The sequence below is a fragment of the Streptomyces sp. NPDC001027 genome, assembly GCF_040299045.1.
In the GTDB taxonomy this organism is placed as follows: domain Bacteria; phylum Actinomycetota; class Actinomycetes; order Streptomycetales; family Streptomycetaceae; genus Streptomyces.
Genome location: NZ_JBEPBI010000233.1, coordinates 1 through 11,944 on the forward strand (window position 1 = coordinate 1; position 11,944 = coordinate 11,944).

Below are 11,944 nucleotides of genomic sequence, written 5' to 3' on the forward strand. Positions count from 1 at the left end.
TCTTTTTTGCGTGTGCTGGGAGTTTATCGCGGGTTTGAAATTGGCTATCGGTTTGGGAGCGCGGGGGTCGGGGCCCTCAGCCGCCGACGCCGCGCCGGCCACGGTCGGCGGCCCGACCGCCCTCGTCGCCGAGTCGGCCGTCCCTGCCCGGGACCGCCGAGCGCAGGAGGCACCGTGAACGGCATCGCTTTCACCCTGCGCGCGCTGCACCACGGCGAGCGACACCTCGCCGGTCAGCTGACCGCCGTCGCCGAACGCCACCGCACCGAGCACGAGGTCCACCATGTGGCCCGCGACCTCGCCGCCTGGTCCCGGGCGCATGTCGCCGACCTGGCCGAGGCCGCCCGCGCCCACGGCCTCGACCTCGACGGACCGCCCGGGGCTCCCGCGACCGGTGCGACCGGTGCGACCGGTGTCCTGTCGACGCTCCGGGAGAAGGCCGCCGAGGCGGTGGGCCGCCGCCCCGAGCCCGGGCTGCTGCTCCTGCGCGATCTGCGGGAACTGCATCTGAGCGCCGCGGAGAACTCCCTGTACTGGGAGATGCTGGCGCAGGCCGCACAGGCCACGAAGGACGACGAGCTGCTCGCCGTCGGCTCCTCGTGTCACCCGCAGACGCTGCGCCAGATGCGGTGGACCAACACCCTGATCAAGAACCTCTCGCCACAGGTCCTCACCAGTCCGTGACGCCGATGTCAGCCCGTGACGCCGATCCTGCCCGCTTCCGTGGGACGCCGGGCCCCGCGGCTCCGGCCGGCCGGCGGACCCGGCGGCGCCGTCCATGAGGTGCGTGAGGTGCGTGAGGGGCGTGTGTGGGGCAGCGGCCAGTGGGCACTCAGTGGGGCGGAACGACGCGCCCCGCACCGGGAGCGCCCTGCCGAACGGAGAACGCGATGACGGCGCAAGCGTGGGCGCCCCAGGCGCCGGCCCGGGCCTTCGCCCCACCGGGTGTGTACACCCCCCAGTGGGACACCCGGCTGCTGACACGCGCCCTGTCCCGCGAGGACATCGGCTCCGCCACGGAGGTGCTGGACCTCGGCACCGGCTCCGGGGCGCTCGCCGTCCAGGCCGCACGGCTGGGCGCCCGGGTGACGGCGGTCGACATCTCCCGGCTGGCCGTGCTGACCGCGCGGTTCAACGCGCTGCTGGCCGGTCAGCGGGTCCGCTGTCGCCGGGGCGACCTCACGGCGGCCGTGCCGGGGCGCTCGTACGACCTCGTCGTGAGCAACCCGCCCTATGTGCCCTCGCCCGCCGCGGCACCGCCGCGCCGGGGCCTGGCGCGGGCCTGGGACGCGGGACGGGACGGGCGCGCGTTCATCGACCGGATCTGCGCCGAGGCGCCCGCCGTCCTGAATCCCGGCGGCGCCCTGCTGCTCGTGCACTCGAGCCTGTGCGACACCCGGGCCACCCTGAGCCGTCTGGCGGAGAGCGGTCTGCGCGCCGCGGTCACCGACCGGGCCACCGTGCCGCACGGCCCGGTGCTGCGCTCCCGCCACCGGTGGCTCGTCCAGCAGGGCCTGCTGGCGGACGGCGAGAGCCGCGAGGAACTGGTGGTGGTCCGCGCCGAACGCGCGTGACGCCCGGCGCCGCCTGTCCCCCGTGCCGCAGCCGACGAGGGCCGACGAGGGCCGGCCAGAGTGTCGAGAAGCGGCGAGGACCGCGGAGGACGTCACCGGGGGAGCGTCACGACGCGCAGGGTCTCGGGGACGTCGACGTCCCGGGGCCGATCGACAGCCGGAAGCCGACGCCGCGCACGGCCTGGATGGTCAGGGCGTCCCCGAACTTGTGCCGCAGGGCGGAGACATGGGTGTCCAGGGTCTTGGTGGGGCCGAACCAGTGGGCGTCCCACACCGAGGCCATGATGCTCTCCCGGGTGACCAGGGCGTCCAGTTGCTCGGTGAGGAAGGCGAGCAGCGCGTACTCCTTGGGACTGAGCCGCATCTCGGACCCGTCGAGGAAGACGCGATGGGCCCGCCGGTCGACGATCACACGGTCGCCGTAGGCCTCGGTCGACCGCCGGGCCGCCGGCAGGGCGATCACCCTGCCGCCGGTCGTGGTCGCGGACCGATCGGGGCTCGCCGGCGCCGCGGCGAGGGCGCCCCCCCCCCCCGGGGCGCCCCGCGCCCCTCCCCCTGCCCCCCCCGGGTCAGGCGGTCTGTGCGGTCAGGTCGTCCACCCTCGTCAGGCGGTCCCGTCCCCTCGTCAGGCGGTCTCGGCCTCGGGCAGCGAACCGGTCCGGGCCGCCTGGCCGTACCAGAGTGCGCTCGACTTCGGCGTACGGGTCAGCGTCGCGTAGTCCACGTACACCGCGCCGAACCGCTTCTCGTAGCCGTACGCCCACTCGAAGTTGTCCAGCAGCGACCACAGGTAGTAGCCGCGCACGTCCGCGCCGTCCGCGATCGCCTGCCGCACGGCCGCCAGGTGGCCGTGCAGATAGGCGATGCGCTCCGGGTCGTGGACGCGGCCGTCCGCGTCGGGCTTGTCGTCGTAGGCCGCGCCGTTCTCCGTGACGTACAGCGGCAGGCCGGGGGCCTCCCGGGTGTAGCGCATGATCAGCTCGTGCAGACCGGTCGGGTCGATGGACCAGCCCATCTCCGTGCGGTCGCCGGGCGTCAGGTGGAACGCCACGTCGTCCGCGCCCGGCCACGGCGAGTGGTCGCTCGCGCCGTGACCGTCCGAGCGGGGGCCGCGCACCGAGGCGTCCGCCGCCGAGACCAGCGTGGGCGTGTAGTAGTTGAGGCCCAGCGCGTCCAGCGGCTGGTGGATGGTGCGCAGATCGCCGTCGAGGACGTACGACCAGTCCGTCAGCGACGAGGTCGCCGCGAGCAGCGTCTCGGGGTAGGCCCCCCGCAGGATCGGGCCGTGGAAGACGCCGTTGGCGAGGTCGTCGATCTTCTGCACCGCGGCCAGGTCCGCCGGGTCGCCCGGGGTCAGCGGGCGCACCACCGACGAATTGAGGCTGATCGCCACCGAGTTGCGGGCCGGCATGGCCGCGCGCAGCGCCGACGTGCCCAGCCCGTGCGCCAGGTTCAGATGGTGCGCCGCCTTCAGCGAGGCCACCGGCTCCGTACGGCCCGGCGCGTGCACCCCGGACGCGTAGCCCAGGAAGGCGCTGCACCACGGCTCGTTCAGCGTGATCCAGTTCTCCACCCGGTCGCCCAGCGCCTCGCCGACGATCTGCGCGTACTCCGCGAACCGGTAGGCCGTGTCCCGCTCCGGCCAGCCGCCCGCGTCCTCGAGCTCCTGGGGGAGGTCCCAGTGGTAGAGGGTGACGGCGGGCTTGACGCCCTTAGCCAGCAGCTCGTCCACCAGCCGGCGGTAGAAGTCCAGGCCCACCTGGACCGCGGGACCGCGGCCGGTCGGCTGGACGCGGGACCAGGAGATGGAGAAGCGGTACGCCGACAGGCCAAGGTCCGCCATCAGGGCGACGTCGTCGCGGTAGCGGTGATAGTGGTCGACAGCGATGTCACCGTGCTCGCCGCCCGCCGTCTTGCCGGGAGTATGGCTGAAGGTGTCCCAGATCGAGGGGGTGCGGCCGTCCTCCCGCACCGCCCCCTCGATCTGGTAGGCGGAGGTCGCCGCGCCCCAGAGGAAGGCGGGAGGAAAGGTCACCGGAGAAACGGGCTCAGGCATGGAAGCGCTCCCATGAGTGGTCGTCGAGACCGACGGAGGTTGAGGGGGGAAGTGGTGCGAAGGGGGCCGAGGCGGCGGTGACCCGGCCCCCCGGGGATTCATGGACGCGTGGCGGCCCGCGCCTGTGCCGCCGGGCGTCGTGGGCGAGGGGCGTCTTGGCCGCGCGGTGCGGCTCAGCCCTTCACCGCGCCCTGCATGATGCCGCCGACGATCTGCTTGCCGAAGATCGCGAAGACCAGCAGCAGCGGCAGCGTGCCGAGCAGTGCGCCCGCCATGATCAGGGACTGGTCCGGGGTGTAGCCGCGGCCCAGGCCCGCGACCGCGACCTGCACGGTCGGGTTGCCGGTCTGGCTCAGCACCAGGAACGGCCACAGGAAGTCGTTCCAGGTCTGCACGAACATCAGCATGCCGAGCACCGCCATCGCGGGGCGCGCCGCGGGGAACACCACGTGCCACACCACCCGCCAGCTGCTCGCGCCGTCCACCCGGGCCGCCTCGATGATCTCGTCGGGCAACGCCTGGATGAGGTACTGCCGCATGAAGAACACCCCGAACGCGCTCACCAGCGACGGCAGGATCACGGCCTGGAGCTGGTCCGTCCACTCCAGCTTGGCGACCATCATGTACAGCGGGATGATGCTCAGCTGCGGCGGAACCATCATGGTGCCGATCACGATCAGCATCAGCGCGCCCCGGCCCCGGAAGCGGAGCTTGGCGAAGGCGAACCCGGCGATCGTGGAGAGGAACACGATCGTCGCCGCCGACGTGCCCGCGACGATGGTCGTGTTGATGAAGGCCTTGCCCAGGTTGGCGTCGTTCCAGGCCACGTCCAGGTTGTGGAAGAGGTTGGAGCCGAACACGAACGGGGGCGGGTTCTGCGCCAGCCGCTGGTTGTCGCGGGAGGCGGCGATCGCCGTCCACACCAGCGGGAACAGCGACACGATGGTGAACACGGCCAGGATGATGTAGGCGATCGGGCCGCCGTGCATGTGCCCGCCGGCCTGCGCGGACTTCGGGCGTCGCGCCTTGCGCGCCGTCGGCACGGCGTCCTCGGGCTCCGCGGTCCTCACGGTCGTTGTCGTCGTCGTCACGGCCGGTACTCCTAACTACTGGCGCGCAGCCGGCGCGAGATGACGTAGTTGACGATGCCGACCACGATCAGGATCAGGAACATCGTCCAGGCGATCGCCGAGGCCCGGCCCAGGTGCTGGTTGACCCAGCCCTGCTCGTACAGGTACAGGCCCAGCGTCTGGAACTGGTGCTCCGCGCCGCCCGACGCGCCCTTGTTGGCGTCGAACAGCAGCGGCTCGCCGAAGACCTGGCTCGCGCCGATCGTCGACACGACGACCGTGAACAGGATCGTCGGCCGCAGCGACGGCAGCGTCACGTGCAGGAACTGCCTCCAGCGGCTCGCGCCGTCCAGCGCCGCCGACTCGTACAGGTCCTGCGGGATGGCCTGCATCGCGGCCAGGTAGATCAGCGCGTTGTAACCGGTCCACCGCCAGATGACGATCGACGAGACGGCGATCTGCGACGGCCACTTGTCGTTCTGCCAGTCGATCGCGTCGATCCCGACGAAGTGCAGCGCCCAGTTGATCATGCCGTAGTCACGGCCGAAGAGCAGGACGAAGACCAGCGAGGCGGCCGCGATGGACGTCGCGTACGGCGCGAGCATCGCGACCCGGTAGAAGGTCGAGGCGCGCAGCTTGTAGTTGAGGATGTGGGCGAGGCCCATGGCCATCAGCAGCTGCGGGACGGTCGAGATGATCCCGATCGTGAGGGTGTTGCGCGCCGCGTTCCAGAAGAAGTCGTCGTCGAAGATGCGCGTGTAGTTGCGCATCCCCACCCACGTCATGTCGGTGGGCGCGGTCATCTCCACCTGGTGCAGCGAAGCCCAGCCCGTGTAGATGAGCGGGAACAGGCCGAACGCGAGGAAGAGCAGGAAGAACGGGGAGACGAACGCGTACGGGCTCCAGCGGATGTCCCGCTGCCAGCGGCGCGACAGCCGGTTCCGCCGGCGCTGCTCCGCCTCCGTGGGCGCTGCGGGCGGGCGGCCCGGGGCCGCGCCCCCCTCCTTCACGGGGGGCGCGGCGGTGGTGTGGCGGGTGGCCATGCGGGTCACTTGTCCAGGTTGTTGTCGATGGTCTTCGTGGCCGTCGTCCAGGCCTCCGCGGCGGACTTGCCCTTCGTCACGAGGATGACGCCGTTGTCGGTCAGACCCTGCTGGATGATCTGGTCCTTCGGGCCGATCACCTGCACCGGAGCGGTCTTGGCGGCCTCGGAGAAGACCGTACCGATCGGCGAGTCACCGGTCATGTCGTTCTTCGCGCCGGTCACCTCGGGCATCGTGTACGCGCTCGGCGTGCTCGGGAAGGAGCCCTGAATCTTGAACAGCTTCGCCTGCTGCTCGGGCGCGGTCAGCCAGGTGATGAACGCCTCGGCCTCCTTCACGTGCTTGCCGCTCTTCGGCACACCCAGGAAGGAGCCGCCCCAGTTGCCGGACTTGGGCGCGACGGCCACGTCCCACTTGCCGGCGTCCTCGGTCTTCGCCTTGCCCTTGATGGTGCCGAGCATCCACGGCGGGCAGGCGATGGTGGCGAACTTGCTGTTGGCGATCGTGGTGTCCCATGCCGGCTGGAACTGCGTCTGGGCCTGGACCAGCCCCTCCTTGGCGGCCTTCGCGGTCAGGTCGAACGCGGCCTTCACGGCGGGGTTCGTCTTGTAGATGATCTCGCCGGAGGAGTCGTAGAACTTCTCCTTCTCACTGCTGAGAATGGCGTTGATCAGCCCGCCGGGGGAGTCCATGAAGAAGGTGCCAGCCTTGGCCTTCTTCTTGTACTGCTCGCCGGTCGCGACGAACTTGTTCCAGTCACCGGCCCACAGCTTGCCGACCTCGGTGCGGTCGGTGGGCAGACCGGCCGCCTGGAAGAGGTCCTTGCGGTAACAGAGGGCCATCGGGCCGACATCGGTGCCGAGAGCGATCGTCTGGCCGTCCTTGGTGGTGCCCTGCGACCACTTCCAGTCCAGCCACTTGCTCTTGTCGACGCCCGAGACCTTCGACATGTCCTCGAACTTGGTCGCCTGGGTGGCGACGACCTCGGCTATGTTGCCCACTTCGATGGCCTGGATGTCCTGCAGGCCGCTGTTGGTGGTCAGGTGGTTGACCAGAGCGGGGTAGTAGTTCTCGTTCCGCTCGGTGACGTTCTCGGCGATCTTGATGTCGGGGTGGAGCTTCTCGTACTCGGCGTAGAGACCGGCCTCCTTGAAGCCCATCGTGCCGAACAGACCCAGCGTGATCGTGGTCTTGCCCTTGCCGCCGCCGGACGACGAACCGTCGGAAGCCTTGTCGTCGCCGCCGTCGTCGGCACAGCCGGCCAGCAGCCCGGCCCCCAACGACGCGACGGCCGCGAGGACAACCGCCCGGCGGGCGGTTCGGGTACGTGCTCGCATTACGTCCTCCTGTTGCCCTGACGTGCCGACCCCCCGGCCAACTGCAATGTTGGGCCCGTCAGTTACTCGCTGCGGCTCGGGCGGGGAACGTGCGGGATGTGTATGTGTCAGGTACCGTGGGAGCGCTCCCACCGGTGATGTGTTGAAGAGTCGTCGGTTCCGGCGGGGGTGTCAAGGGTGGGGGCACGGAAGGATGCGTTCAGTTATCGGCCTGTTAGCTAATCAGACGAAGCGGAGTCCATAAAGCACAGTTCGGTACAAATACTCCGGCCGGTTCCGAAGTGACGGGGATCGCGGCCGGCCGCAGGCGTCGGCGGGGCGGCGGCCCCCGGCGGCCGCGGGGCCCGACGGGCAGGACTGTTAGATTCCAGGCGAGCGCGAACGACGGGAAGGCGGAGCCCATGGCAGGCCACGGAACACGGGGGCGCAGCGGGGGCCGGCCGACCCTTGAAGAGGTGGCCGCGCGCGCCGGTGTCGGCCGCGGCACGGTCTCCCGGGTGATCAACGGCTCGCCGAGGGTCAGCGACGCGACCCGCGCGGCGGTGGAGGCGGCGGTCGCCGAGCTCGGCTATGTCCCGAACACCGCCGCCCGCGCGCTGGCGGCGAACCGCACGGACGCGATCGCGCTCGTCGTGCCCGAACCGGAGACCCGGTTCTTCGCCGAGCCGTACTTCTCGGACATGCTGCGCGGCGTCGGCGCGGAGCTCGCGGAGACGGAGATGCAGCTGCTGCTGATCTTCGCGGGTAGCGATCGCGAACGACGCAGGCTGGCCCAGTACCTGGCGGCGCACCGGGTGGACGGCGTCCTGCTGGTGTCGGTGCACGCCGACGACCCGCTGCCCGATCTGCTGTCGCAGCTGGAGATCCCGGCCGTGATCAGCGGTCCGCGCTCCGCCGCGGAGACGCTCCCGTCCGTGGACTCCGACAACTACGGCGGCGGCCGCTCGGCGGTCGAGCACCTGCTCTCGCGGGGCCGTACCCGTATCGCCCACATCACCGGCCGCCTGGACGTCTACGGCGCGCAGCGACGCGTCGACGGCTACCGGGACGCCCTGCGCGACGCGGGGCACCCGGTGGACGAAGGGCTCATCGCCCTCGGTGACTTCACCGAGGAGGGCGGCCACCGCGCGATGCACGAGCTCCTGGCCCGCACCCCCGCGCTCGACGCGGTCTTCGCGGCCTCCGACGTCATGGCGGCGGGGGCCCGCCAGGCCCTGCGCGAGGCGGGCCGCCGTATCCCGCAGGACGTGGCCCTGGTCGGCTACGACGACTCGGCGATAGCCCGTCACATGGACCCGCCGCTGACCAGTGTGCGGCAGCCCATCGAGGAGATGGGCCGCAGGATGCTGGACCTCCTCCTCACCGAGATCGCGGACCGCAGGCCGGCGGTGTCCCGGGGACTGGAGCGCCGCCAGGTGGTGCTGGCGACGGAGCTGGTGGGCCGGACGTCTTCCTGACGGGACGGGACGGGACGGGACCGGACGGGACGGGTCGGGCCAGGACCGGTTCCGGGGTGGGCGTCAGACGCCTCCGGGGCTCCGGGAACGCCATCCCTTGTTCTTCGCAGGGAATCCCGGCCTTCAGGCCGGGCGGGAATGCGATCCTCGGCCCGGAGGCGCGAAGCGCCGGAGATCGCTACGTCTGTGTGGTGACGGTCAGGCCGGCCGCTTCTGGCTCTCGATGTAGTCCTTGACGATGCTCAGCGGTGCGCCGCCGCAGGACCCCGCGAAGTAGGACGGGGACCAGAACACGGATCCCGTGCCGATCCGGTTGATCCGGCCGGTGTACTCCGCGCGCAGATATCGGGAGCTGACGCCCTTGAGGCTGTTGACGAGTTTGGACAGAGCGATTTTCGGCGGGTAGTGCACGAGCAGGTGGACGTGGTCGCCCTCGCCGTTGAACTCCCGCAGCTGCGCGCCGAAGCTCTCGCACACGTCCCGCATGATCGCCTCGCAGCGCGTCAGCATCTCGCCGTTGAAGATCTCCCGCCGGTACTTCGTGACGAACACCAAGTGTGCGTGAAGGTTGAAAACGACATGATTTCCTCGTCGGACATCAGGATCCGGCTCCCAGCGCGGTGACATACGCCAAGTGTAGTAGGGTCTGGATCGGGTGAACCCGACCGGAGGGGGTGGGCTGGATGATCCGCGCGTACAAGTTCCTCCTGCGGCCCACCGTCCGCCAGGCCCAGGCGCTGTCCGAGATGCTGCGCGATCACTGCTCCCTCTACAACGGGGCGTTGCAGGAACGGCGTGACGCCTGGCGGCATCCGTCGAAGACCACCGTCAGGTACGGCGGCCAGTCGGCGCAGCTCAAGGAGATCCGGGCGTTCGACCCGGAGCGTCAGGGCCGCTGGTCGTTCTCCTCGCAGCAGGCCACGCTTCGCCGACTCGACAAGGCGTTCGCCGCGTTCTTCCGCCGGGTCAAGTCCGGTGACACGCCCGGCTATCCGCGTTTTCGCGGGGTGAACTGGTTCGATACGGTGGACTTCCCCAGGGACGGCGACGCTTGCCGGTGGGACTCCACCCCGCACGACCCGACCACCCGCGTCCGCTTCCAGGGCGTCGGGCATGTGAAGGTCAACCAGCACCGCCCGGTGGCCGGCCGCATCAAGACCGTCTCGGTCAAGCGCGAGGGCCGAAAGTGGTTCGTCGTGCTGACCGCCGAACAGGACCAGCCCGAACCGCTGCCCGCGACCGGATCCGTGGCCGGGATCGATCTCGGCATCGCGAACTTCCTCGCCGACTCCAACGGCGATTTCGTCCCCAACCCGCGCCACGGCCGCCGGGCCGCCGCGAAACTCCAAGCCGCGCAGCAGGCCCTGTCCCGGTTCCCGCGGGTCCGTCAGGACAAGCGCACCGCCAAACACCGGCGCGCGGTGGACAAGGTCGCCCAACTGCACGGCAAGGTGCGCCGTCAGCGGCTCGACCACGCACACAAGACCGCGCTCGCACTGGTCCGCGCACACGACTTCATCGCGCACGAAAACCTCAAGATCCGCAACATGAGCAAGGCCCCCGCACCCAAACCCGACCCCGATCAGCCGGGCGCGTTCCTGCCCAACGGGGCCGCCGCGAAGGCCGGGCTCAACACGTCGATCAACGACGCCGGATGGGGGGTGTTCCTGACGATCCTCACCGCCAAGGCTGAAAGCGCCGGACGGGAAGTGATCGCCGTCAACCCCCGCAACACCTCCCGCACCTGCCCCGAATGCGGGCACACCGCCAAGGAGAACCGGCCCACACAGGAAAAGTTCCACTGCGTCTCGTGCGGCCACCACGCCCACGCCGACACCGTGGGAGCCATCAACGTTCTACGGGCCGGGCTGGTCCGTCGCCACGCCGACACGGCATAGCGAGAAGCCCCCGGCTTCAGCCGGGGGAGGAGTCACCTGATCTCGCCGTCCGGGCTCCTCCCGCGTGGGGGAGAGCCCGGCCGCGGCGGCCACCGCCGCGGAGGCCAGGTGGTCGGGGTGGACATGGGCGACGATCGTCCGCACGCCCTGGTCCCGCAGCCATCCGACGAGCCCGCGGGCCGCCTCGGAGGCCAGGCCGCGGCCCTGCCACGGGACGCCCACGACCCAGGCGATCTCGGCCTCGCGCCCGCCGCTCACCGTCGCCTGGACCGTCCCGGCGAGGCAGCCGTCGTCCCGGGTCCGCAGCACCCAGTTGCACCAGGAGACGGACGGGTCGGGGGAGCCGGCGACCAGGCGCTCGTAGCGTTCGCGCAGTGCCTCGGGCGTGCTGGGCGCGCCGCCGGTGAAGGTGTGCAGGGCGGGATCGGCGAGGACGGCCGCCATGCGTGCCGCGTGGTCGACGCGCAGCGGGAGGAGATCGAGCCGGGCGGTGCCGATCGGCTCGGGACGGACGGCTGAGCGCATGACTGCTCCCGGGAAACACATCAGCCGGTGACCTCCCTCGCGGGAAGTCACCGGCTGATGACTCAGGGTGAGTGACGGGACTCGAACCCGCGGCATCCTGGACCACAACCAGGTGCTCTACCAGCTGAGCTACACCCACCACGCCCGGCAGTTGGACTTTGCGGTCTCCCTACCGGCCGAGAAAAAGTGTACAGGGTCCGAAGGGGTGCTCGCGCACGGCTTTCTACGGGGCGGGCAGCACGTGTTTCGCGGCGATCGACTTCGCGGTGTCGGAGTCGGGCCCCGGCTGCGGCACGAAGACGGCCTCGCGGTAGTAGCGCAGTTCCGCGATGGACTCGCGGATGTCGGCGAGGGCGCGGTGGTTGCCGTTCTTCGGGGGGCTGTTGAAGTACGCCCGCGGGTACCAGCGCCGGGCGAGCTCCTTGATCGACGAGACGTCGACGATCCGGTAGTGCAGGTAGCTCTCGAGAGCCGTCATGTCCCGCGCCAGGAAGCCGCGGTCCGTGCCGACGGAGTTCCCGCACAGCGGGGCCTTGCCCGGCTCCTTCACGTGCTCGCGGACGTAGGCGAGGACCTGTGCCTCGGCGTCGGCGAGCGTCGTCCCGCCCGCCAGCTCGTCGAGCAGCCCGGACGCGGTGTGCATCTGACGCACCACCTCCGGCATCGTCTGCAGCGCCTCGGCCGGCGGCCGGATGACGATGTCCACGCCGTCGCCGAGGATGTTCAGCTCGGAGTCGGTGACGAGGGCGGCAACCTCGATGAGAGCGTCGTCCGACAGCGAGAGGCCGGTCATCTCGCAGTCGATCCACACCATGCGATCGTTCATGCGACCCACCCTAAAGCTGACGTCGGCTTTTGAAGCGTCCGCGGTGGGCACGGGGCCCGCCGGGCGCGGACGCGGGGGCGCGGGGGGGGGGGGGGTGGGGGGGCGGGGGCGGCCCCGCGCGCGTGCCCGGGGGCCGCGCGTGCCGCGGGCCGGCGCGG

12 protein-coding genes and 1 tRNA gene are annotated in these 11,944 nt (G+C 70.8%); 4 read left to right on the forward strand and 9 right to left on the reverse strand.

Annotated elements, in window-relative coordinates; genetic code table 11:
- Positions 1-174: 174 nt before the first annotated feature.
- Together ABT300_RS35570 and ABT300_RS35575 are read left to right on the forward strand one after the other, a co-directional pair.
- On the forward strand, positions 175-684 hold the full coding sequence (locus ABT300_RS35570) for a hypothetical protein (protein ID WP_351684846.1): 510 nt from the start codon (positions 175-177) through the stop codon (positions 682-684).
- A gap of 206 nt (positions 685-890) precedes the next feature.
- Positions 891-1,574 (forward strand): HemK2/MTQ2 family protein methyltransferase, encoded by a 684-nt coding sequence (locus ABT300_RS35575; RefSeq protein ID WP_351684849.1) that lies wholly within the window; start codon positions 891-893, stop codon positions 1,572-1,574.
- A 106-nt stretch (positions 1,575-1,680) separates the two neighbouring features.
- Here the strand turns inward: ABT300_RS35575 and ABT300_RS35580 are convergent, their stop codons facing one another.
- The 5 genes from ABT300_RS35580 to ABT300_RS35600 form a co-directional block, all read right to left on the reverse strand.
- Positions 1,681-2,037: a winged helix-turn-helix domain-containing protein gene (locus tag ABT300_RS35580; RefSeq protein WP_351684852.1), complete on the reverse strand. Its 357-nt coding sequence runs from the start codon at positions 2,035-2,037 to the stop codon at positions 1,681-1,683.
- Positions 2,038-2,199: 162 nt separating this feature from the next.
- Positions 2,200-3,630 (reverse strand): GH1 family beta-glucosidase, encoded by a 1,431-nt coding sequence (locus tag ABT300_RS35585; RefSeq protein ID WP_351684854.1) that lies wholly within the window; start codon positions 3,628-3,630, stop codon positions 2,200-2,202.
- A 173-nt stretch (positions 3,631-3,803) separates the two neighbouring features.
- Positions 3,804-4,700 (reverse strand): carbohydrate ABC transporter permease, encoded by an 897-nt coding sequence (locus ABT300_RS35590; RefSeq protein WP_319276539.1) that lies wholly within the window; start codon positions 4,698-4,700, stop codon positions 3,804-3,806.
- 32 nt (positions 4,701-4,732) lie between these two features.
- Positions 4,733-5,743: a carbohydrate ABC transporter permease gene (locus tag ABT300_RS35595; RefSeq protein WP_319276541.1), complete on the reverse strand. Its 1,011-nt coding sequence runs from the start codon at positions 5,741-5,743 to the stop codon at positions 4,733-4,735.
- Between the two features lie 5 nt (positions 5,744-5,748).
- Positions 5,749-7,080, reverse strand: a complete 1,332-nt coding sequence (locus ABT300_RS35600) for an ABC transporter substrate-binding protein (RefSeq protein WP_351684857.1) — start codon at positions 7,078-7,080, stop codon at positions 5,749-5,751.
- A gap of 401 nt (positions 7,081-7,481) precedes the next feature.
- Between ABT300_RS35600 and ABT300_RS35605 the strand changes: the two genes are divergently transcribed.
- Positions 7,482-8,537, forward strand: coding sequence for a LacI family DNA-binding transcriptional regulator (locus ABT300_RS35605; RefSeq protein ID WP_351684860.1), 1,056 nt, complete (start codon positions 7,482-7,484; stop codon positions 8,535-8,537).
- Between the two features lie 198 nt (positions 8,538-8,735).
- Here ABT300_RS35605 and tnpA read toward each other — a convergent pair whose 3' ends face one another.
- Positions 8,736-9,164 carry an IS200/IS605 family transposase gene (tnpA, locus tag ABT300_RS35610; protein ID WP_351684862.1) on the reverse strand — a complete coding sequence of 143 codons (429 nt, stop codon included), beginning with the start codon at positions 9,162-9,164 and terminating at the stop codon, positions 8,736-8,738.
- A 56-nt stretch (positions 9,165-9,220) separates the two neighbouring features.
- On the opposite strand from tnpA, the gene ABT300_RS35615 reads away from it, so the two are divergent.
- Entirely contained in the window at positions 9,221-10,435 is a 1,215-nt protein-coding gene (locus ABT300_RS35615; protein ID WP_351684865.1) for an RNA-guided endonuclease InsQ/TnpB family protein, read from the forward strand.
- Here the strand turns inward: ABT300_RS35615 and ABT300_RS35620 are convergent.
- The 3 genes from ABT300_RS35620 to orn all read right to left on the reverse strand — a co-directional run bounded on the left by ABT300_RS35620 (position 10,394) and on the right by orn (position 11,786).
- Positions 10,394-10,960, reverse strand: coding sequence for a GNAT family N-acetyltransferase (locus ABT300_RS35620; RefSeq protein ID WP_351684867.1), 567 nt, complete (start codon positions 10,958-10,960; stop codon positions 10,394-10,396). The two genes, ABT300_RS35615 and ABT300_RS35620, sit on opposite strands and share 42 nt — an antisense overlap.
- 66 nt (positions 10,961-11,026) lie before the next feature.
- Positions 11,027-11,099 (reverse strand) — tRNA-His (locus ABT300_RS35625).
- 84 nt (positions 11,100-11,183) lie between these two features.
- The gene (gene orn / locus ABT300_RS35630) at positions 11,184-11,786 is read right to left on the reverse strand and encodes an oligoribonuclease (RefSeq protein ID WP_351684870.1); all 603 of its coding nucleotides are present in this window, start codon (positions 11,784-11,786) and stop codon (positions 11,184-11,186) included.
- Between the last annotated feature and the right edge of the window lie 158 nt (positions 11,787-11,944).

What these genes read in the sequence shown, in the direction of transcription:
- ABT300_RS35575 (WP_351684849.1), top strand. Translation starts at nt 891, where the DNA reads ATGACGGCGCAAGCGTGGGCGCCCCAGGCGCCGGCCCGGGCCTTCGCC.
- ABT300_RS35585 (WP_351684854.1), bottom strand. Translation starts at nt 3,630, where the DNA reads ATGCCTGAGCCCGTTTCTCCGGTGACCTTTCCTCCCGCCTTCCTCTGG.
- ABT300_RS35595 (WP_319276541.1), bottom strand. Translation starts at nt 5,743, where the DNA reads ATGGCCACCCGCCACACCACCGCCGCGCCCCCCGTGAAGGAGGGGGGC.
- ABT300_RS35600 (WP_351684857.1), bottom strand. Translation starts at nt 7,080, where the DNA reads ATGCGAGCACGTACCCGAACCGCCCGCCGGGCGGTTGTCCTCGCGGCC.
- ABT300_RS35605 (WP_351684860.1), top strand. Translation starts at nt 7,482, where the DNA reads ATGGCAGGCCACGGAACACGGGGGCGCAGCGGGGGCCGGCCGACCCTT.
- tnpA (WP_351684862.1), bottom strand. Translation starts at nt 9,164, where the DNA reads ATGTCACCGCGCTGGGAGCCGGATCCTGATGTCCGACGAGGAAATCAT.
- ABT300_RS35615 (WP_351684865.1), top strand. Translation starts at nt 9,221, where the DNA reads ATGATCCGCGCGTACAAGTTCCTCCTGCGGCCCACCGTCCGCCAGGCC.
- ABT300_RS35620 (WP_351684867.1), bottom strand. Translation starts at nt 10,960, where the DNA reads ATGCGCTCAGCCGTCCGTCCCGAGCCGATCGGCACCGCCCGGCTCGAT.
- orn (WP_351684870.1), bottom strand. Translation starts at nt 11,786, where the DNA reads ATGAACGATCGCATGGTGTGGATCGACTGCGAGATGACCGGCCTCTCG.